Source organism: Paenibacillus humicola (assembly GCF_028826105.1).
In the GTDB taxonomy this organism is placed as follows: Bacteria; Bacillota; Bacilli; order Paenibacillales; family Paenibacillaceae; genus Paenibacillus_Z; species Paenibacillus_Z humicola.
Map to the genome: position 1 here is coordinate 3,526,731 of NZ_JAQGPL010000001.1, position 20,151 is coordinate 3,546,881.

At 57.8% G+C, this 20,151-nt stretch carries 23 protein-coding genes and 2 riboswitches; of the genes, 3 read left to right on the forward strand and 20 right to left on the reverse strand.

All coding sequences use genetic code 11. The features are described 5' to 3' along the window. Nucleotides 1-62: 62 nt before the first annotated feature. Nucleotides 63-272, reverse strand: a riboswitch (FMN riboswitch). A 136-nt stretch (nucleotides 273-408) separates the two neighbouring features. The 12 genes from PD282_RS16265 to spoIIAA form a co-directional block, all read right to left on the reverse strand. Next, nucleotides 409-813, reverse strand: coding sequence for a LytTR family DNA-binding domain-containing protein (locus PD282_RS16265; RefSeq protein WP_274651699.1), 405 nt, complete (start codon nucleotides 811-813; stop codon nucleotides 409-411). A gap of 3 nt (nucleotides 814-816) precedes the next feature. Continuing rightward, nucleotides 817-948, reverse strand: a complete 132-nt coding sequence (locus PD282_RS16270; protein WP_274651700.1) for a hypothetical protein — start codon at nucleotides 946-948, stop codon at nucleotides 817-819. Next, a complete protein-coding gene (locus PD282_RS16275) occupies nucleotides 945-1,469 on the reverse strand; it encodes an accessory gene regulator B family protein (protein WP_274651701.1) in 525 nt (174 codons plus the stop codon). Before PD282_RS16275 ends, PD282_RS16270 begins: the two co-directional genes overlap by 4 nt. Then, nucleotides 1,459-2,031: a hypothetical protein gene (locus PD282_RS16280; protein WP_274651702.1), complete on the reverse strand. Its 573-nt coding sequence runs from the start codon at nucleotides 2,029-2,031 to the stop codon at nucleotides 1,459-1,461. The genes PD282_RS16275 and PD282_RS16280 overlap by 11 nt, the downstream gene beginning before the upstream one ends. Before the next feature lie 413 nt (nucleotides 2,032-2,444). Beyond that, nucleotides 2,445-2,876, reverse strand: a complete 432-nt coding sequence (locus PD282_RS16285; protein ID WP_274651703.1) for a peptidylprolyl isomerase — start codon at nucleotides 2,874-2,876, stop codon at nucleotides 2,445-2,447. Nucleotides 2,877-3,077: 201 nt separating this feature from the next. Beyond that, nucleotides 3,078-4,409, reverse strand: a complete 1,332-nt coding sequence (lysA, locus tag PD282_RS16290; protein WP_274651704.1) for a diaminopimelate decarboxylase — start codon at nucleotides 4,407-4,409, stop codon at nucleotides 3,078-3,080. A gap of 131 nt (nucleotides 4,410-4,540) precedes the next feature. Continuing rightward, nucleotides 4,541-6,163: a spore germination protein gene (locus tag PD282_RS16295; RefSeq protein ID WP_420832362.1), complete on the reverse strand. Its 1,623-nt coding sequence runs from the start codon at nucleotides 6,161-6,163 to the stop codon at nucleotides 4,541-4,543. Nucleotides 6,164-6,406: 243 nt separating this feature from the next. Then, complete coding sequence (locus PD282_RS16300; RefSeq protein ID WP_274655276.1) at nucleotides 6,407-6,844, reverse strand: stage V sporulation protein AB; 438 nt, start codon at nucleotides 6,842-6,844, stop codon at nucleotides 6,407-6,409. Continuing rightward, the gene (locus PD282_RS16305; protein ID WP_274651706.1) at nucleotides 6,837-7,532 is read right to left on the reverse strand and encodes a stage V sporulation protein AA; all 696 of its coding nucleotides are present in this window, start codon (nucleotides 7,530-7,532) and stop codon (nucleotides 6,837-6,839) included. The genes PD282_RS16300 and PD282_RS16305 overlap by 8 nt, the downstream gene beginning before the upstream one ends. A 1,109-nt stretch (nucleotides 7,533-8,641) precedes the next feature. Further along, complete coding sequence (gene sigF, locus PD282_RS16310; RefSeq protein ID WP_274651707.1) at nucleotides 8,642-9,397, reverse strand: RNA polymerase sporulation sigma factor SigF; 756 nt, start codon at nucleotides 9,395-9,397, stop codon at nucleotides 8,642-8,644. A 19-nt stretch (nucleotides 9,398-9,416) separates the two neighbouring features. Next, nucleotides 9,417-9,863 carry an anti-sigma F factor gene (spoIIAB, locus tag PD282_RS16315; protein WP_274651708.1) on the reverse strand — a complete coding sequence of 149 codons (447 nt, stop codon included), beginning with the start codon at nucleotides 9,861-9,863 and terminating at the stop codon, nucleotides 9,417-9,419. Beyond that, nucleotides 9,860-10,213 carry an anti-sigma F factor antagonist gene (gene spoIIAA, locus PD282_RS16320; protein WP_274651709.1) on the reverse strand — a complete coding sequence of 118 codons (354 nt, stop codon included), beginning with the start codon at nucleotides 10,211-10,213 and terminating at the stop codon, nucleotides 9,860-9,862. The genes spoIIAB and spoIIAA overlap by 4 nt, the downstream gene beginning before the upstream one ends. Before the next feature lie 46 nt (nucleotides 10,214-10,259). Between spoIIAA and PD282_RS16325 the strand changes: the two genes are divergently transcribed. Beyond that, nucleotides 10,260-10,454, forward strand: a complete 195-nt coding sequence (locus PD282_RS16325) for a hypothetical protein (protein WP_274651710.1) — start codon at nucleotides 10,260-10,262, stop codon at nucleotides 10,452-10,454. A gap of 7 nt (nucleotides 10,455-10,461) precedes the next feature. Here the strand turns inward: PD282_RS16325 and PD282_RS16330 are convergent, their stop codons facing one another. Next, nucleotides 10,462-11,598 carry a D-alanyl-D-alanine carboxypeptidase family protein gene (locus PD282_RS16330; RefSeq protein ID WP_420832363.1) on the reverse strand — a complete coding sequence of 379 codons (1,137 nt, stop codon included), beginning with the start codon at nucleotides 11,596-11,598 and terminating at the stop codon, nucleotides 10,462-10,464. A 287-nt stretch (nucleotides 11,599-11,885) separates the two neighbouring features. Continuing rightward, nucleotides 11,886-11,929, forward strand: a riboswitch (PreQ1 riboswitch). Nucleotides 11,930-11,944: 15 nt separating this feature from the next. On the opposite strand from PD282_RS16330, the gene queF reads away from it, so the two are divergent. Both queF and PD282_RS16340 read left to right on the forward strand, forming a co-directional pair. Then, nucleotides 11,945-12,445, forward strand: coding sequence for a preQ(1) synthase (gene queF, locus PD282_RS16335; protein ID WP_274651712.1), 501 nt, complete (start codon nucleotides 11,945-11,947; stop codon nucleotides 12,443-12,445). A gap of 217 nt (nucleotides 12,446-12,662) precedes the next feature. After that, nucleotides 12,663-13,706: a hypothetical protein gene (locus PD282_RS16340; protein WP_274651713.1), complete on the forward strand. Its 1,044-nt coding sequence runs from the start codon at nucleotides 12,663-12,665 to the stop codon at nucleotides 13,704-13,706. Between the two features lie 174 nt (nucleotides 13,707-13,880). On the opposite strand, the gene PD282_RS16345 is transcribed toward PD282_RS16340, so the two are convergent. From PD282_RS16345 to ald, 7 genes are all read right to left on the reverse strand, one after another. Next, nucleotides 13,881-15,215, reverse strand: a complete 1,335-nt coding sequence (locus tag PD282_RS16345) for a pyrimidine-nucleoside phosphorylase (RefSeq protein WP_274651714.1) — start codon at nucleotides 15,213-15,215, stop codon at nucleotides 13,881-13,883. Between the two features lie 39 nt (nucleotides 15,216-15,254). After that, nucleotides 15,255-15,428: an aspartyl-phosphate phosphatase Spo0E family protein gene (locus tag PD282_RS16350; protein ID WP_274651715.1), complete on the reverse strand. Its 174-nt coding sequence runs from the start codon at nucleotides 15,426-15,428 to the stop codon at nucleotides 15,255-15,257. 119 nt (nucleotides 15,429-15,547) lie between these two features. Continuing rightward, nucleotides 15,548-16,372, reverse strand: coding sequence for a purine-nucleoside phosphorylase (locus PD282_RS16355; protein ID WP_274651716.1), 825 nt, complete (start codon nucleotides 16,370-16,372; stop codon nucleotides 15,548-15,550). Nucleotides 16,373-16,417: 45 nt separating this feature from the next. Continuing rightward, nucleotides 16,418-17,593, reverse strand: coding sequence for a phosphopentomutase (locus tag PD282_RS16360; RefSeq protein WP_274651717.1), 1,176 nt, complete (start codon nucleotides 17,591-17,593; stop codon nucleotides 16,418-16,420). Nucleotides 17,594-17,619: 26 nt separating this feature from the next. Continuing rightward, a complete protein-coding gene (xerD, locus tag PD282_RS16365; RefSeq protein ID WP_274651718.1) occupies nucleotides 17,620-18,516 on the reverse strand; it encodes a site-specific tyrosine recombinase XerD in 897 nt (298 codons plus the stop codon). Nucleotides 18,517-18,617: 101 nt separating this feature from the next. After that, nucleotides 18,618-18,851 carry a DUF4227 family protein gene (locus tag PD282_RS16370; protein ID WP_274651719.1) on the reverse strand — a complete coding sequence of 78 codons (234 nt, stop codon included), beginning with the start codon at nucleotides 18,849-18,851 and terminating at the stop codon, nucleotides 18,618-18,620. A 108-nt stretch (nucleotides 18,852-18,959) separates the two neighbouring features. Next, on the reverse strand, nucleotides 18,960-20,102 hold the full coding sequence (gene ald / locus PD282_RS16375; RefSeq protein WP_274651720.1) for an alanine dehydrogenase: 1,143 nt from the start codon (nucleotides 20,100-20,102) through the stop codon (nucleotides 18,960-18,962). Nucleotides 20,103-20,151: the final 49 nt, after the last annotated feature.

Sequence of the window (20,151 nt, forward strand, 5' to 3'; positions counted from 1 at the left end):
AACCCGCCTCTTTGTGAAAAATCGAACAAAGCAGGCAAGCCGGAATAAATGGAATCCGCAAGCGTCTCCTTCTCCCATCCAGACTATACTGTCGGTCCCGGATTTGCACCAGGTCCACCGTTCCGCTTGTCGGTCTGCTTATCATACGCTCGGCCGAAAGCGGCCCGGGTCACGGACTGACGGCTTCAAAGCCGGCATGTGTAGTCACAAAGCCGACACTTGAAGAGCCGATCACCGCCGGTTGGGAATTTCACCCGACCCCGAAGGAAAGCCGCAAATACTTGATTGAAATAGTACCACCGGAAAATGAAAAATGCAAGGTTTTTTCATACAGAGCGCACCGTCATGCCGCCGCAAACAAAAAACTGCCGGGTCGGATAACCGGGCAGTTTATTTAAGTATCGCGTCCTAATGATCCAGGATGCCGTTTCGCCGCATCGCATTCGGAGCATAACCGTCCGAAACGACGCGGATATTTTTAATTTCCTTCAAGTGGGCCCTTGATACCGGCGCGCTAGGCGCATCCTTACCTACAGGTTCTTTCTCAAAATACAGCCTGTATCGTTGCTCGTCATAAAATTCTACCTTGTCCATCTGAACCATATAGCATCGATCAACTTTTACAAACCCCTGCGAAGTCAGGAATCGCTCCTGTTCCTCCGGACTCTTGATGTAATAGTAAATATCGTCATGCGTCTGAAGAAATCTGTCGCCGTTATGCGTGCCCACGTAGAGGACATCGTTCAGATCGATTTCAACGATTTCGAAATCGGTTTTACTGTGACGCTTCACTACGTGAAGTGGACGGCGCATGAACTACACTCCTTTTTTTCTGAGCTCTGCCGGAATGGCCGGTTTGTTAAACCACGTATAAGAACCCATAAGTACAAATACGGAAGCAACTCCGACAAATACGGCTGCCAACCCTTTATAGGCATACTTCTTCATTCGCTTTCACCTCCTTCCTTGAATGGAAGCATTGCGGCTTGTACAATAAAACAAATCGCAAGGATGCTGGAAACGAACAAAAAATTGGATGCCACGAATAGTGCGGCGATGAGCTTGAGCAGCGGATAATACTTTTCGGAAATTCTGGCATATTTGTCATAATTAGCCGGGGAAAATATTAAAACCATTATAAGCGATATCGCTGTAAAAATATAGATGGTAACGGATCCAAAATGAAAATGAGGCATGGCGGACATGGCGATCGTCGAAACGACGATACAGAGGGAACCCGATTTCAAATGGTAGCCGCCCGTCAAAAAACGGATCACCGCAAATACGACCAGCGTGAGCAGGGTTGCGGTAAATTTGCCGGTTACCGCGCCGATAATGAGCGACAAGGCAATAATCGAAACCGAATTGCCGATGATGTTAAGCGCGTATACGATAATGTCGACAGAAGGAGCTTCCACGCCGTTCGCGATCATCCGGTGATGGAGATTACCCGCAAGTTTACGCAGCATCCTCGTTATCCTTTCTTAAAGAGAAAAATAAAAAAATCGGAAGCGTAAGCAAAAAAACGACGGTGGAGACGACATCGACATAATTGCCGAAGTTATTGCGAAACAAAAGCGTCATGACGACGGAAGCTACAACACTGACGGCAATTATGGTGATCAGGATGGAATTCGTACCTCGAATCTCCACATTCTGGCGGCGTTCCGCCGGCACGTAATCGAATCCCCAGTTCATGGTGTAAACCAGCCGGGCGATCCCGATATAAAAAATAAAGGACAGCAGTTGCAGCGAAGCGGTCACGATTTCGTTATGTTTGATTTCGGCGATCGATAAGCCGAGCATATACGTAATCCCCGCGCAGATGGCCCCGATCACGAAAGAAGCGGATATTCCGGCGAAGTTCATCAGAAAAGAATGAAACAGCGGTACCCGAAACAAAATCCATAACACGAGCGCAAATAAAAAAAACTGAATATAGGTCGATAATTCCCCGATTTCGGGTATTTTTCGCGTAAAATAGGAAACCTGGCTCATAAGAAGCGTCACGAGAAAAACGTTCACAAGCATTCGTTTATCCAGTCTGAATCGAAATAAAGTAAACATAAAAATAAATAATCCCGTATATTCGATTATCGATGCAACAACAAACAAAACATAATTCATTCCCCTTTTTCTCCCCTGCCTGATGTAAAAGCGCATCGCCAGAAAACCGGATTTCTCCCGTTCCTCAACTGATCGACCGATTTCTGATTGTAGAAGTCCCAACATAATCAATATACGATTTTATTGGCGGGTCAACAAGATTTTTGTTCGATATTGACATGAAATGGTCGGCAAAGGACTAGCTTACTTATAGGACATGTTTCTTTTGGAATACTTCGACATTAAATCCATTATTCCTTTAGAAAAAATTCCCAGTTAACAAAACGACAAAACCCGTTTCTGCCTGAACAGAAACGGGTCGGAATAGGACTTGAGGCTTAAACCTCGACCACTTCCACTTTGCTCATTTTATCGCGGCCCTGGAAGGCGTCGACATGCTCCATCCCCTTGACCACCTTGCCGAAAACGGTATGCTGGCCGTCGAGGTGCGGCTGCGGCTGGTAGCAGATGTAAAACTGGCTGCCGCCCGTATTGCGTCCTGCATGCGCCATCGCAAGCGTTCCGCGTTCGTGCTTGTTTGGGTTGATTTCGCAGTTGATCGTATAACCCGGACCGCCGGTACCGTTGCCGTTCGGACATCCCCCTTGAGCGACGAAGCCGGGAATGACGCGGTGAAACGTCAGACCGTCGTAAAAGCCCGAGCTGGCCAGCTTCTCGAAATTCGCCACTGTATTGGGCGCATCCTGATCGAACAGGTCAAGGACGACCTCCGCCCCGTTTTCCATCGTAATTTTCGCTTGTTTCGCCATTATGGATCTTCCTTTCCGAATGGTTTGCGGGAAGCGGACGCGCCGAATGCCCGGCGTATGCTTCTCTCTCCCGCTTCCGACTAAACATTGCCATTATAACACGTCGTTTCGTCCCGACAAAGGCTCGTCCCCCGCAAACGGGCCAAATCGCCGGTCTGCAGGGGACGAGTCGGATGGATGCCAACACCGGCATGAGCCGGTTTATTTAGCGGCGGAAGCCTGTTTCAGACGCTCGGGAATGAGATCGTTGCCGACGATATCGTCGAGCGATTCCCGTTTCACCGCGACGTCAGCTTGGCCGTCCTTGACGAAGACGACCGCCGGACGGCGGATGCGGTTATAGTTGCTGGCCATGGCATAGTTGTACGCGCCGGTACAAAACACGGCAAGCAGATCGCCGCTGCTCGACTTCGGCAGCTGCAGATCCCAGATGAGCATATCCCCGCTCTCGCAGCATTTGCCCGCGACGGACACGGTTTCTTCCGGAGCTTCGCCTGCGCGGTTGGCGATAACCGCCTCGTATTTCGATTCGTAGAGCGCCGGACGCGGATTGTCGGTCATCCCGCCGTCGACGGCAATATATTTGCGGACGCCCGGAATATCCTTGCTTGTCCCGATCGTGTACAGCGTCGTCCCCGCATCGCCGACCATGCTCCTGCCGGGCTCGACCCAAATTTCGGGCAGCGGATACTGTGCCGCGGTAAAGTTGGAGATGACCGAATCGGTGATCGCCTTCACGTACTGCGAGATCGGCAGAGGCGTATCGCCTTCGACGTAACGAATACCGAAACCGCCGCCAAGGTTGACGACTTTAAACGTGATGTTCAGCTCGCTCCGCACTTTCACGGCAAAACCGGCCACTTTGTCAACCGCCATCTTGAAGCCCTCGACCTCGAAAATTTGCGAGCCGATATGGGAATGGACGCCGAGCAGCTCCAGGTTCGGCAGAGCCGCAGCTTCCTCGATCGCCCGGTAGGCGGCGCCGTTGCCGAGGTCGAAGCCGAATTTCGAGTCCTGCTGCCCGGTCGAAATGTAATCGTGGGTATGCGCTTCGACGCCAGGCGTAATGCGCAGCAAAATGCTGACCTTGCGCCCCTTCTCGCCGGCCAGCGCGTTCAGCAGCCGGAGCTCGACGAAATTATCGACGACAAAGCAGCCGATTTCGGCGTCAAGCGCCATGTTGATCTCGTCCGGCGTCTTGTTGTTGCCGTGGAAATGAATGCGGCCGGCCGGGAATCCGGCCTTCAGCGCGGTGTACAGCTCGCCGTCGGATACGACGTCGAGCGACAGCCCCTCCTGCTCGGCGATGGCGCACATCGCCATGACGCTGAACGCTTTGCTGGCGTAAGCCACCTGAAATTTCAGCCCCGATGCGCGGAACGCCTCGACATATTCGCTGGCCCGCTGGCGAACCAGCGCTTCGTCGACAATATAAAGCGGCGTGCCGAATTGTTTCGCCAAATCGGTCGTGTCGCAGCCGCCGATTTCCAGATGCCCTTGCGCGTTGATTTTCCCCGTACCGTGAAGATACATGTTTTCCCCTCCGTGTTCTCCGAATGCTCCCATGAATCGTTTGCATCAATTAGCATCAGTATAACGCATTCGGTTCACTGCGCCAAATGGATTAATTCGCATTTCATTTGCATTTTTGACAGAAGCGTTGTCTACTTGTTCGTTTTCGGCATTTTATTCCGCTGCTGCGGCTTCAGGTCGTTCGGGCGCGTCCGGTTGTACAGCACAGGCTTGCGGACGATGATTCCCAGCAGCGCCCGCCAATCGAACGGGATCAGCGGCCACATATACGGGTGGTTAAAGGAACGCTCCATCACCAGCAGGATGAAAACGATCGTCGAAACGAGCATAAAGCCGGGCACGTGCAGCGTCGCCACTGCAATAATCAGCAGGAGCCGGACGATCCGGTTGGCCAGGCCGAGCTCATAGCTGGGCGTCGCGAACATCCCGATCGCCGCCACCGCCATGTACAGGATGACCTCGTTGACAAACAAGCCCGTTTTGACGGCGATATCCCCGATCAGAATAGCCGCGATGATGGACATCGCGGTCGACAGCGGCGCCGGTGTATGAACCGCGGCAAGCCGCATCAGATCAACGCCGAGTTCCGCGAATATGAATTGGGCGACCATCGGGAGCCGGCTCGTTTTTTGCACGCCGATAAACTCCAGAAACGGAGGCTTCAGGTCCGGCTGGACGGAGAAAAGAAACCACATCGGCAGCAGAAACAGCGAGGCGAAGATGCCGAAATACCTCACCCATCTTAAGTAAGTGCCGATAAAAGGCGTCTGCCGGTTTTCCTCCGCGTGCTGAACGAGATCGAAAAAGGTGGCCGGTAATATCATGACGCTCGGCGTGGTATCCACAAACACGGCTACGTGGCCTTCGAGCAGATTGACGGCGACGGTATCCGGCCGCTCCGAATAGCGGACGAGCGGATACGGATTCCAGCCCCGCTTCACCGTCGCCTCCTCCAGCTGCTTGTCGGCCAGCGGCAGCCCGTCGAGCTCAATCATTTTGATTTTATCGCGAATCGATTCGACCAGCCGCTTATCGGCGATGTCGTCGATATAAGCGATGCACACGTCCGTCTGCGTCCGTTCGCCGAGCCGCAAAATTTCATAGCGCAGACGCTTGTCCCGCAGCCGGCGCCGCACCAGCGTCACGTTGACGAGCATCGTCTCCACGAAACCGTCGCGGGAGCCGCGCACAACCCGCTCGAGCGACGGCTCCTCCGGATTGCGGCCGGGAAACACTCTTGCGTCGATCAGAAGCAGCGTCCGTTCGCCATCGATGTAAAAGGCGCTCGAACCGGCCAGCACGTTCGTAAGCACGTTGTTCCAGTCCGATTCTTTGACGATTTGAATGGCCGGCACGTACAGGTTGAGAAACGACTCCAGCGCATCGGCGGACAAATCGCCGGGGTCCAGGTACGTCAGTCTTTTCAGCACCTCGGTCAGGATCGTATCCTTGGCGAAGCCGTTGATGAACACCATCGCCGTCCGCTTCTCGCCGAACGTCATCTCGCGAACGACGACGTCGAAGCTTCTTTTATATCCCAGCTCCTCCTCCAGCTTCGCGATGAAATCGTCCAGGCTGCCGGGGATGGGCTCTTTATTCTGATCCTTATCCTTATCCTTATCCTTATCCTGTTCTCGCTCCCGCTCCCGAGCCGGAACCGGCTTCTTTTTTCGGCGCCCGGCAATTGGAATTTCTTCAAACGGCTGCTCCTCTTCTTCGTCGGTCGCATCCGCGGAATGCGCAGCGGGCCGCATTTCAGCCGGCGCTTCCGCGGAGGACGTTTCCGGCGGATGTTCGCGTTCCGACTCGGCCGGTGCGGCTGCGGATGACGTTTCCGACGGATGTTCGTGTTCCGACACAGCCGGCGCGGCTGCGATCTCCATCTCGTTGTCATCTTGTCCGTGACGGGTTCGAATCCATTCGCCGATCATTTTGGGACGTTTCATTTCCGTCTTGTCGGGTTGTTGTTCGCGGTCGTTCATGGCTGCGCTCCCCCCTCAGTGGTCCATCCATTGGTAATAAAGCCAATCAAACAGCGAACCTGCGACCTTGCCCAGCACCATGGCCATCAGCAGGCCGGCGATAAACCGGCTCAGTCCCATTCTTTTCGCCAGGATCGGCAGTACGTTCATCACCTCGGTTAGCGCCGCGGCCAGCATGCCGACAAAAATCCCGTCGAACGAGCCGATAAACGCAAGCGCGGCGGCATCCGGCAGCCGCAGCCGCCAATCCAGAAAATCGGCCAACGACCAGAAAACGCCGCCGGCAATAATCGCCGTTTCGTACCAGATCGATTTGCGGTAGGCGCGGCCGATTTGCGCGAGCCGCGGCACCAGATCGAGCACGATCAGCAACGCCACCAGGCCGCTGCCGACCGCAAGCCCGCCGCCGACGCCCAGGAGAGCGACGAACGCATTTGCGGCGATGTCATGCATGCCCGTCACCGGCTCCGATTTCCGGCTTTTCACTTGTATTCGTTCCGTGCTTTTCCGCTCCGGCATCGTTTTTCCGCCGCATCTCGTCGGCGATGACGTATGCATTTACGTTTTCCTCATACATATACAGCTCGACCTCGAGCGGATTCGGCTCCTCGTTGAACCGCTTGCGGAACAAATGATTGAAGAACAGAACCATCCCGAAGCCGATGCCGAAGGAATAGGGGATCTGGAACCATAACGGATGCTCGGCTGGGCGGCCCGTCACCAGCTCGGTGATCCGGCTGTGCACCTCTTTCATGCTGACATCCGTATGGAAGTTCATAATGGCCAGGCCCGAGCCGAAAAAAAGCAGCAGCCACGAAGCGATCAGCACCACGATCCGGGGCTTCTGCTCTTTTTCCGCCACCATCACCAGCACCTGCGGGTCGCCGAAGGACTCGACGAGCGCCTCCGGCTCGGTTTCACGGATCGCCCGCACGATTTGCAGCAGGTCGATCACGACGCGGTTGCCGTCCCGTTCGCGGTGGCGGTGCAGCACGAGCGCGTTCAGCTTACGCTCCAGGCCGGCATCGGACGCAAACAGTCTCGCCGCCTGGCTTAGCGTCACCGCTTGACCCGGCTTGATGCCGATTCGTTTGCGCAGACGCAAATAGACGATCTTCGATTCGGCGGCATTCACGCGCATGCACCTCCTCCGTTTACCGTCAGCGCTGCCGGTCGATTCCCTTTTAGTATGATTCCTGGGCGGAAAGGTATACAAAGGCTTTCGACCTCTCCCAAACCCTCTCCTCCAGAGCTTTCGACCTCTCCCAAACCCTCTCCTCCAGGAGAGGGCCCCAAGGGCTCCGCCCTCTGGACACCCGAAATGGGCGTACCTTCTCCGCGGCCGGCCTTGATGCTCCTTTCGAGTGAACCCCGCTTTTGTCCGCTTTCGCGAACAAAGCTCCACTTTGGGAGCTCCGTCCGTTGCGTTTTGCCTCCGTCTCTGTGACCGCCCCTCCGAGTATTGTGCCCGCTCTTGTCCGCTTTCGCGGACAAAGCTTTGCTTTTGGCGGTCATTGCGGAGATCTTTCGACCTCTCCCAAACCCTCTCCTCCAGGAGATGGCCCCAAGGGCTCCGCCCTCTGGACACCCGAAATGGGCGTGCCTTCTCCGCGGCCGGCCTTGATGCTCCTTTCGAGTGAACCCCGCTTTTGTCCGCTTTCGCGAACAAAGCTCCACTTTGGGAGCTCCGTCCGCTGCGTTTTGCCTCCGTCTCTGTGACCGCCGCTTCGAGAATTTTGCCCGCTCTTGTCCGCTTTCGCGGACAAAGCTTTGCTTTTGGCGGTCATTGCGGAGAGCTTTCGACCTCTCCCAAACCCTCTCCTCCAGGAGAGGGCCCCAAGGGCTCCGCCCTCTGGACACCCGAAATGGGCGTGCCTTCTCCGCGGCCGGCCTTGATGCTCCTTTCGAGTGAACCCGCTTTTGTCCGCATTCGCGAACAAAGCTCCACTTTGGGAGCTCCGTCCGCTGCGTTTGCCTCCGTCTCTGTGACCGCCCCTCCGAGTATTGTGCCCGCTCTTGTCCGCTTTCGCGGACAAAGCTTTGCTTTTGGCGGTCTCTGCAGCTTTCTTATTGCGATCGACAAAATCGCATGGGGATAAAATGCGTTTTTTCCATAACAAGGATTTTAATGCGAAAAACGCTCCGCTTCACTCGAGAGTCGCACACTCCCCGGTTGCGGCTGTTTCCTTCCGAAAACAGCAAAACGGCCTGCAAGGTTTATCCTTGACAGGCCGTTTTGGGGGAGACGTCCTACTGGGCGATCTGGTCCCGAATCGATTGCAGTATTTTTTTCTCGAGGCGCGATACCTGCACCTGTGAAATGCCGAGCCGAGCGGCAACCTCCGACTGCGTCTGGTCGCGGTAATAGCGCAGGTAGACGATGAGACGCTCGCGTTCCGACAATCCGCCGATCGCTTCGTTCAGCGCCAGCTTGTCGAACCAGCGCTCCTGGGAATCGTCGGCGATCTGGTCCATCAGCGTGATCGGGTCGCCGTCGTTTTCGAATACCGTCTCGTGAATCGACGTCGGCGGCTTGTTCGCCTCCTGGGCGAATACGACGTCCTCCGGGGTGATGCCGAGCTTGTCGGCTACCTCTTTGATCGTCGGCAGCCGCCCGAGCACCTTGGACAGCTCGTCCTTGGTTTTGCGCACCTTGTTGGCCGTCTCCTTCAGCGAGCGGCTGACCTTGAGCGTACCGTCGTCCCTCAGAAACCGCTGGATTTCTCCGATAATCATCGGCACCGCGTACGTCGAAAATTTGACGTCGTACGACAGGTCGAACTTATCGACCGATTTCAGCAGCCCGATGCATCCGATTTGAAACAAATCCTCCGGTTCGTACCCGCGGCCCATAAACCGCTGCACGACGGACCAGACAAGCCGGATATTGCACTGCACTAACGTGTCGCGCGCCACCGTATCGCCGGATTGGCTGAGCGCGATGAGCCGCTTCACCTCGGAATCGTCCAAAAACGGTTGCGCCGTTTGTTTCAAATCGACTTCCATGCGGTCAACCCCTATGCGCCTAATTGAACAGCGCCTTTTTCGATTCGATTCGCTTCGTCATCGCAATGGATGTACCCTTGCCGGGCTCGCTGTACACTTCGAAGCCGTCCATGAAATTTTCCATGATCGTAAAGCCCATCCCCGAGCGCTCCAGCTCCGGCTTGGACGTGTAAAGCGGCTGGCGCGCCAGCTCCAGATCTTCGATCCCGTCGCCGTTATCCTTGACGACAATCCGCACCACGCCGCCGCTGATCGACGCCTCGACCGTCACTTTGCCGGTTTCGTTACCGTCGTAGCCGTGGATGATCGCATTGGTGACCGCCTCGGAGACGGCCGTCTTCAAATCGTTCAGCTCCTCCATCGTCGGATCGAGCTGCGAGACGAAAGCAGCCACAGCGACGCGCGCGAACGCCTCGTTTTCCGAACGGGCGGAAAAGGTCAGCGTCATCTCATTCGTTCCGCTCATGAAACGACCTCCAGACTTGTGAGCGCTAACCGCTCGTTTTCGTGAATCGGCAATATTTTGAACAGCCCCGAAAGCTCGAACAGCCGGTATACGGCCGGATTGACGTCGCATACAACCATTTTGCCGCCCTTCGCCTTCAGCTGCTTGTACCGGCCGAGTATGACGCCGAGACCGGAGCTGTCCATAAACTGGAGGTCCTTCAAGCTCAGAATGACATGATCGCTGTTGCCCCGCAAAATCGCTTCCTCCATCTTGAAGCGGACGGAATCCGCCGTATGATGGTCCAGCTCGCCGCGCAGCCTGACGATCAGCACGTTCCGGTGATGCGATAGTTCAACCTGCAAACTCATGACCTCGTTCACTCCTTTGCGTGCACTTAAGAGGATCAGCTTGGTGTTGAACAAGCATTTCTACGGAACGGCCTTCGTTTCCTGCCGGGCGACAAAACTAGAAGCAGAGCGCTATGAGCTGACAAAAAGCGCTAAAGCGCGCCGTTCTGTTTATTCGGCGGGCAAGCGGGGCTTTGCCGGCATACGGTCCGTTCATGAAAGACCGCCCGGCGCAGCCCGTCCGCAACGAAGCGAAATGTAAGCCGGCTTTACGAGAACAGGCTTCCGCAGGTCCGTTTGAACAGCTTCCACCAGCCGGCCCGAGCCACCGACTGCGGAGCGTCCACGGCGAATTCGGTCAGCGGCTTGTCCCCTTGATAGACGATCATTTTGCCGATCGGCATATTGACCGTCACCGGCGCTTTGAGCGAATTCAGCTGCAGCTCATAGCGGATATCCTTGACCGGCGTGCCTTTTTTCAGCAGCACGCTGTACGGGTGCTTCGCCGTCAGCTTGAGCTCCGGCACGACGCCTTTCTCGACTTTGACGGTACCCATTACATCGCCTTTTTTGAAAATGGTATGGTTCATATACTGCGCGAACGAATAGTCGAGCATCCGCGAAACCTCGGCGTTGCGCGTTTTGGTGTTCGGCTCGCCCATAACGACGGCAATGACGCGAAGGCCGTCGCGCAGCGCGGTTGCCGTCAGGCAAAATTTCGCCTCGCTCGTAAAGCCCGTTTTCAGGCCGTCGGCGCCGCTGTAGAAGCGGACGAGCTTGTTCGTGTTGACGAGCCAGAACGGCTTCTCGCTCGATTTGCGCAGGTAATCCTGGTACATCCCGGTATACTTCGTAATCTCCGGATGCTTGAGCAGCTCGCGGGACATGACCGCGATGTCGTAAGCGGACGAGTAATGATTTTCAGCCGGAAGCCCGTTCGCATTCGCGAAATGGGTATTTTTCAGCCCGAGCTCGGCGGCGCGCTTGTTCATCATGTCGACAAACGACGACTCGGTGCCGGCGATTTTCTCCGCCATGGCGACCGAAGCATCGTTCCCCGATGCCAGCGCGATGCCCTTCAGCATCTCGTCGACCGTCATCTCTTCGCCCGGTTCGAGAAAGATTTGCGACCCGCCCATCGATGCCGCATATTCGCTTGTCAGCACCTTGTCGGACAGCTTGAGCCGGCCTTCGTCGAGCGCCTCCATTACGAGCAGCATCGTCATCACCTTCGTAATGCTGGCCGGCGGAAGCTTCTCATGGCTGTTTTTCTCGTAAATGATCGTCCCGCTGTCCGCATCCATCAGAATGGCCGAGCGCGCGGACTGCGCCAGGTCGTTCTGCCCGGGAGACGGCGCCGGTGCCGGTTCCTTGGCGTAAGCGGCGGCTGGCCCGCCGAATATCATCGCGGATATGCAGCTGATCAGGAGCAGCTGTTTGCAGTTGCGGTTCATTGTTGTCGTTCTCCCTCCAAAATGATGCCTGAGCGGCGCTCGCGCATCCGCCGGTTCGGCTAAATTCTCCTCATCAGTGTGGACCGTTAATGGCTAAATTATTCCAGCCGATGCATAATTCGCCGGATGAGCGGGAGGCTGCGGCAAGCCTCCGGACCTGATATAATGAATCTGTTTCCCTTGGACTTAAAATCCTGGCGGCGCGGCGGGAGACGCACACTACCGATTCATCCGTCCGCTCGGTAGAGGTTCGCAATCTCCCTCTCAAAAAAACTACGAAACGTAAGGAGACAGACACATGACGACAGGCAGAAAAAAAGAAGATTTGGACCGGCTTACGCTGCTCGGCAGCCAGGGGACGGCGTATACGTTCACCTACGATCCCGGCGTGCTCGAGACGTTCGACAACAAGCATCCGTACCGCGATTATTTCGTCAAATTCAATTGCCCGGAATTTACAAGCCTGTGCCCGATGACCGGGCAGCCCGATTTTGGAACGATGTACATTAGCTACATTCCGGATGTCAAAATGGTGGAGAGCAAGTCGCTGAAGCTGTATTTGTTCAGCTTTCGCAATCATGGGGATTTTCACGAGGACTGCGTCAATATCATCATGAACGACCTGATTGGACTCTTGGCACCCCGCTATATCGAGGTTTGGGGCAAATTTACGCCGCGCGGGGGCATTTCGATCGATCCGTACTGCAATTACGGCAAGCCGGACACGAAATACGGGCGCATGGCCGAGCAGCGGCTGCTGCAGCACGATCTGTATCCCGAAAAGGTCGATAACCGTTAACCGGACGGATTATTCGGGTAATTAAAGCCAAACAGGGCCTCCTGCAGCCGCCGTACTTCGGCGAGTTCAGGGGCCCTTTTTTTCACGGGTCGGGTAACGTTTCTCTTCTCCTCCCATTATACACCATCTGAGCCGGATAAAAACAGACTGGTCTTTTCCGGCTGGCGCTCTATAATGGAAAGCGTTAACATGAACGTTCAAGGGGAGGCGGCCTAACATGAAAGTGGAAGCGGCGCGAGATGCGGCGAAATCGTGGGTGGCGGAGAATGCTTGCAGGACCGAGGGATTTGTCGGGGCCTACTTCAGCGGCTCGACTGTCGACATGGACGGCAATGCGGAGCTGCCGTCCGATTCCGATGTCGATGTAATCGTCGTCCTCGACCGGGACGAGGCGCCGATGAAGCCGGGAAAATTCCGCTACGAGGGCGTTTTACTTGAGGCGACCTACTTATCCGCAAACGATCTGGCCTCGCCGGAAAAGGTGCTGGCCGACTATCATTTGGCCGGGGGCTTTCGCAGGGATACGCTCATCGCCGATCCGTCCGGCCGGCTCAAGGAGCTGCAAACCGCCGTGTCGCGCCATTTTGCCGACAGCAAATGGGTGCGGCGCCGATGCGGGCATGCGCGCAGCCGCATCGAGCAAGGGCTGCGCGGGCTCGACGTCAATGCGCCACTGCCCGACCGGGCGATGGCGTGGCTGTTTCCGACAGGCGTGACGACGCATGTCCTGCTCGCCGCCGCGACGCGCAATCCGACCGTCCGGCTCCGCTACCTTGCCGCGCGCAAGACGCTTGAACGGTACGGGCAGTCCGGCATGTATCCGGAGCTGCTGGAGCTGCTGGGCTGCGCGCAGCTCTCCGAGGGACGCGTAGCCCAGCATTTGAGCCGGTTGGAGCAGACCTTCGATGCCGCGGCCGGTGCGGCGAAGACGCCGTTTTTCTTCAGCTCCGACATTACCGCCGCGGCGAGACCGGTCGCCATCGACGGCATCCGCATGCGGATCGCGGCCGGCGACTACCGTGAAGCGGTGTTTTGGATCGCCGCGACGTTCGCGCGCTGCCACAAAATATTGGCCGCGGACGACCCCGCACAGGACCGGGCGCTTCTTCCGGCCTTCGAGGAGCTGCTGGACGACCTCGGCGTCGCAACCGACCGCGAGCTTCACCGGCGCGCCGATGCCGTCCTCCGTTACCTCCCGAAGCTGTGGGCTTGCGCCGAGGCGATTATAGCGGCCAATCCGGAAATACGCGTGTCCGAATAACGCCTGGAAGCAGCGAACGCTAGGAAGAAATGGCTTCCGGCGTTTTGGTCAGGCGGCAAGGACGAATTTCTTTCCCAAGAACAAACAGGAAGGTCCTATCGACGAAGCAGCAATCGGCAAAGCCCGGATGCTCCGGAGCTTTGCCGACCGACGGCCGAACAGCTGAACTGGACTTCAAACGAAACGCTGCGTTCCTTCCGCCGTCACGACTGACAGCAGCAGCGGCCCCGGCTCCGGCGGTTCGCCGCCCAACTCGCAGGCTTCGAGCACCATCGCCGCGATGCTGCGCGTCTCTGCGTCTTCCCGGCGCGCGTGAAGCAGCGCGATTTCGTCGCCGGATTCCACCCTGCCGCCAAGTTTGACTTTCAGCGTTAAGCCAACCGCATAATCGATCGCCGCATCTTTCGTCTCGCGTCCGGCGCCGAGCTGCATCGCAGCCAGCCCCAAGCGCTCGGCGTCGATCCGGCGGATATACCCGCTGCGCTCGGCCCTAACCGGAACGACGGCCGGCGCCTGCGGCAGCAGTTCCTCCGGCCGGTCCGCCACCGCCGGATCGCCGCCCTGAGCGGCGACGAAACGGCGAAACTTCTCCAACGCTTCCCCGGAAGCCAGCCGCTCTCGGACCGATGCTTCGGCATCCTCCAGCCGCTCCGCTTTGCCGCCCAGCAGCACCATATACGCGGCGAGCTTAACGCACAGCTCCGTCAAATCGGCGGGCCCTCGGCCTTTCAGTGTTTCAATCGCCTCCGCAACCTCCACCGCATTACCGATCGCAAAGCCAAGCGGCTGATCCATGTCGCTGATGAGCGCAGCCGTCCGCCGGCCGACCTGCGTACCGATCTCGACCATCGCCTTGGCCAGCCGCTCGGAATCGTCCAGCGTCTTCATGAACGCACCACTGCCCGTCTTCACGTCAAGCACGATCGCATCCGCGCCGGCGGCGATTTTCTTGCTCATGACCGAGCTGGCGATGAGTGGAATCGATTCCACAGTAGCCGTTACGTCGCGGAGCGCATAGAGCTTCTTGTCGGCAGGCGTCACATTGCCGCTCTGCCCGATGACGGCAAGCCCGATCTCGTTCACCTGGCGGAAAAAACGATCCGGCTCCAGCTCCGTTTGGAAGTCCGGGATCGATTCGAGCTTGTCGATCGTACCGCCCGTATGTCCGAGCCCGCGGCCCGACATTTTTGCGACGGGAACGCCGCACGCTGCGACAAGCGGTGCGACAATTAACGTCGTTTTGTCGCCGACGCCTCCGGTCGAATGCTTGTCGACTTTGACGCCTTGAATCGGCGATAAATCGACCTGATCCCCCGAACGCGCCATGGCGAGTGTCAAGGAAGCGGTCTCCTCCGCCGTCATGCCGGTAAAATAAACGGCCATCGCCCATGCCGACATTTGATAGTCCGGGATGCCGCCCCGGCAGTAACCGTCTACAAGAAAGGACAGCTCATCGTCCGTCAGCTGTCCGCCGTTTCTTTTCTTCTGTATGAGATCGACCGTCCGCATGTGAATGCCTCCGTCTGTATTCGCTAGTAAGGTGCGGTGTTATTTTCGCCCCGCAAGCGATTCGCGCTTTTCCGTCTGCACTTTCACGATGAGCTGGTCGAGCGACTGGCTCAGCTGCAGCACATCCCGGTGCAGAAACGTATTTTCCCGCATCGCCGTCGACACGAGCTGACCGCGCAGGCTCTCCAGCCGGCAAGATGTAAGGTTGTCCATTTCCTATCCCCACTTCAAAATTTCTGTTCGATTCCACAGACATTATATGACGAATCGCCGGACAAAGATTGTCACAATCGGTCGAGACCTTTGTTACAATTATGTTACAAAAAACGAGCCTAAAGCAGCGTTGCCAGAGCGGTCACCAGTCCCAAGAAGCGGGATTTGACACGTTCCGTCGTTTCGATGACCTCCTGATGGGATAAAGGCTGGTCCAAAATACCCGACGCCATGTTGCTGATACAGGAGATGCCCAGCACCTCGATGCCGGAGTGCCGCGCCGCGATTACTTCCGCTACCGTCGACATCCCGACGGCGTCCGCGCCAAGCGTGCGCATCATGCGGATTTCCGCCGGCGTTTCGTAAGACGGGCCGAGCACGCCGATATAGACGCCCTCGCGGAGCTCGAAGCCCATCTTCCGCGCCGTTTCGCGGGCCAGCTCGCGCAGCCGGCGGCTGTACGCTTCGGACATGTCCGGGAACCGGGCGCCGAGCTCGCCGTCATTCGGTCCGACAAGCGGATTGCGCCCCGTCAAATTGATATGATCGCTGATCAGCATCAGATCGCCGGGCTCGTAGCCCGTATTGATGCCGCCCGCAGCGTTCGTGACGACGAGCGTGCGGACGCCGAGCGCTTTCATGACGCGCACCGGAAAGCTGGTCAGCTCGGGCCCATAGCCTTCATACATATGAAAGCGGCCGCGCATGAGGACGGACGGGCGTCCCGACAGGGTACCGATCATCAGCTCGCCGGCATGGCCTTCCACGGTCGAAATCGGAAAATGGGGAATCTCCCGATACGGGATGGTTACCGCGTTCTCCATATGGTCGCCGAGAATGCCGAGCCCCGATCCCATAATCAGCCCGATTTCGGGCCGCAGCGAGGAGCGCTGCAAAATATAGTCCGCCGCTTCGCGAATATGCGGCGCTTTGAGTTCATTCATCCGGTAAACCTCCCCATGCTATCTTCTTTGAAAAATTGCCTGAAGCTACTGCAGCTCGCCCAAAAACGACGTGCCGTGGTCCGGAGCCTTCACGCCGAAATTGTCGGCAATCGTGGCCGCGACGTCGGCGAAGGTCGAACGGACGCCAAGATTTCCAGAACGCTTAAGTGCAGGCCCGTACACGAGCAGCGGCACGTATTCCCGCGTATGGTCGGTGCCCGGGTGCGTCGGGTCGTTGCCGTGGTCGGCGGTCACGATCAGCAGATCGCGTTCCGTGAGGCGTCCGGCCAGCTCCGGAACGGCGCGGTCGAATTCCTCGAGCGCACCGGCATAGCCTTGCGGGTCCCGGCGGTGGCCGTATAGCGAATCGAAGTCGACCAGATTCGTAAACAGCAGCCCCTTGAAAGAGCGGCCAAGCGCTTCGCTCGTTTTGGCGATGCCGTCGGCGTTGCTTTTGGTCGGCAGCGCTTCCGTAATCCCTTCGCCGCTGAAAATATCGTTGATTTTGCCGACCGCAATGACGTCGAAGCCGTTCTCCTTCAAGGAACTCAGCACCGTCGGCTGCGGCGGCTTGACCGCGTAATCGTGACGGTTCGGCGTGCGGACGAAGTTGCCCGGCTTGCCGGTATACGGCCTGGCGATCACGCGTCCGACCGCGTAACGGTCGTCAAGCGTCAGCTCGCGGGCGATTTTGCAGGCTTCGTACAGCTCCTCGAGCGGAATGGCTTCTTCGTGGGCCGCAATTTGAAATACGCTGTCGGCCGAAGTATAGACGATCCATTTTCCCGTCCGCTGCTGCTCCTCGCCGAGCTCGGCGATAATTTCCGTGCCGCTGGCCGGTTTGTTGCCGAGCACGCCGCGGCCCGTACGGCTTTCGAACGCGTCCAGCAGCTCGCGCGGAAATCCGTCCGGAAAGGTGCGGAACGGAACCGTCACCTTCAGCCCGGCCAGCTCCCAGTGTCCGGTCATCGTGTCCTTCCCGACGGACACTTCCGCCATTTTGCCATAATAAGCGGACGGGCCGCTTTCGGGCTGCCAGCCTCCGAGCCGTTCGATCCGGTCGAGTCCCCAGCCGCGCAGATGCGGCAGCGACAGCGACGGAACACGGTTCAAGATGTGGCCGATCGTATGCGATCCGGCATCGCCGAACGACGCCGCGTCGGGCAGCTCGCCGATGCCGACGCTGTCGAGGACGATCAGCGCGATGCGCTGGAATTTCATAAAGCGCTCCCTCCCGGACGGTCTCGTTATTTTACTTTCGCTCTCGGATGAGCGCCGTTGTAAACGTCTTTAATGCGCGTCTTGGCCACCTGCGCATACACCTGCGTCGTTGAAATATCGGCATGGCCGAGCATCTCCTGCACGGAGCGGAGATCGGCGCCGTTCTCGAGCAAATGGGCGGCAAAGGAATGTCGGAGCGTGTGCGGCGTAATGTCAAGGGTAATGCCCGCTTCCGCCGCGTATTTTTTTACGATTTTCCAGAAGCCCTGCCGCGTCATCCGGGTTCCGAGCTGATTCAGAAAAAGCGCGTTCTCCGCATCGCCGCCGCGCAGCAGCCTTCCCCGCACGGAATCGGCGTAAGCCGTCAGCGCCTCGCAGGCGACCGCCCCCATCGGGACGACGCGCTCGCGCCCCGCGGCTCCGCCGCAGCGGATAAATCCGAGCGAAATGTTCACGTCGGGCAAATCGAGCGCCACCAGCTCGGAAACACGGATGCCCGTCGCATAGAGCAGCTCGAGCATCGCCTTGTCGCGAATGCCGCCGGCCGTAGCTTCCGGCGCGGAAAGAAGCCGCTCGACATCGCCGACCGACAAAATGGTCGGCAGCTTCCTTACGGGTTTCGGCGTATCCAGCTCCAGCGTCGGATCATGGCCGACAATCCGCTCGCGGAGCAAATAATGAAAAAACGACCGGATTGAAACCGCATGGCGGATAACCGTCGCGTTGGCGCGGCCCTGCTGCTTCAGCCCGAGCATATAACGCGAGACGTGATGCTTCTGAATGTCGCCCGGTCCTTGAAGGCCCTGTTCCGCGGCAAACGCAAGAAAGCCTTCCAGATCGCGCTCATACGAACCGAGCGTGCTGTGCGAAAGCCGCTTTTCATCCTGAAGGTAACGCATAAAGGCTTCTAAATGGGCTCTCATCGCTGGGTCGTTCCTTTCCCCGGTTTCGTCCTCCTATATTCCACACGGATGCCGGGTTTTCCTGCCCGTTCCTGTCGAAAACAGGCGGCAGACGGGAAAGGTCACTCGCCGTACCAGTAAAACAGCCGCAGCCGGTCCACAATCGATTCGCTTCCGGTGCCGCCCAGCCCCGGCTGAAACACTTTGAGGGCCTGCCCCTGCGGGACGCGGTACGGATCATCCGGAGCGATCCATGCCGCGATATACCGGCAGCTGCCGTACGTGACGAAGGTGAGAAGGACCAGCAGGACGATGAATATGAGCCGCCTGACCATTTTGCGCACCGAAACGACCATAGCCGGAGGCCTCCTTCCTGGGATGAACGAAAATGCGGGTAGTTGTCCCGCTGTAACCACCATATGAAAGGAGACGCCGATTCATGATTGGCCGGTCGGCCGCAGCCTTCAGTTCAACTGGTCGAAGGGGGTGCTGTCGAGCAGCTGGTCGAGCGGAATATAGGGCCGGCCGACCGCCTGGGCGACCTGGGGATGCGTGATCCGGCCTTTGTACGTATTGACGCCCTTGCGCAGCGATTCATTGCGGCGAACCGCCTTTTCGAGCCCGTCGGTCGCCAGCTCGAACGCATACGGCAGCGTGACGTTCGTCAGCGCCAGCGTCGACGTTCGGGGCACGGCGCCCGGCATGTTGGCGACAGCATAATGAATGACGCCATGCTTCTCGTATACCGGGTCCTTATGTGTCGTCACGCGGTCGATCGTCTCGATCGTACCGCCCTGGTCGACGGCCACGTCCACGATGACGGCCCCTTTTTTCATTGTTTTCACCATTTCCTCCGTGACGAGGTGCGGCGCCCTCGCCCCCGGAATCAGAACCGCGCCGATCAGCAGATCGGCTTTCCGGACGGCGCTGGCGATATTGTACGGGTTCGACATCAGCGTCCGCACGCGGCCCCCGAATATATCGTCGATATAGCGCATCCGGTCCGCGCTTTTCTCCAAAATGACGACGTCCGCCCCCATGCCGAGCGCAATTTTTGCGGCATTCGTCCCGACGATGCCGCCGCCCAGTATGATCACCTCAGCCGGCGGGACGCCCGGCACGCCGCCGAGCAAAATGCCGCGGCCGCCATAGAAGGCTTCCAGAAACTGCGCTCCGACCTGGACGGCCATCCGGCCGGCCACCTCGCTCATCGGGGTCAGCAGCGGCAGACTTCCTCCTAGCAGCTGGATCGTTTCATACGCAACGCCGGATACTCCGCTGTCTGCAAGTGCGCCTGCCAGCTGAGGTGCGGCCGCCAGATGCAAATACGTAAACAGCAGCAGCTTCTCCCGGAAATAGCCGAATTCCTCCGGCAGCGGCTCCTTTACTTTCATGATCATGTCGGCCTTCGCCCACACTTCCGCCGCCGCTGCGGCAATTCCGGCGCCTTCGGCGGTATAAGCGTCGTCCGTAAAACCGCTTCCCTCGCCGGCCCCTGTTTCCACGACCACATCGTGCCCGGCCGCGATCAGCATGCCGGCTCCGGCCGGGGTGAGCGCGACCCGGTATTCGCTCGGTTTGACTTCTTTCGGAACCCCGATGATCATCCGCATAACCTCCTTCATTCCTACATATGCAGCCGCGGGACGGCTTGAC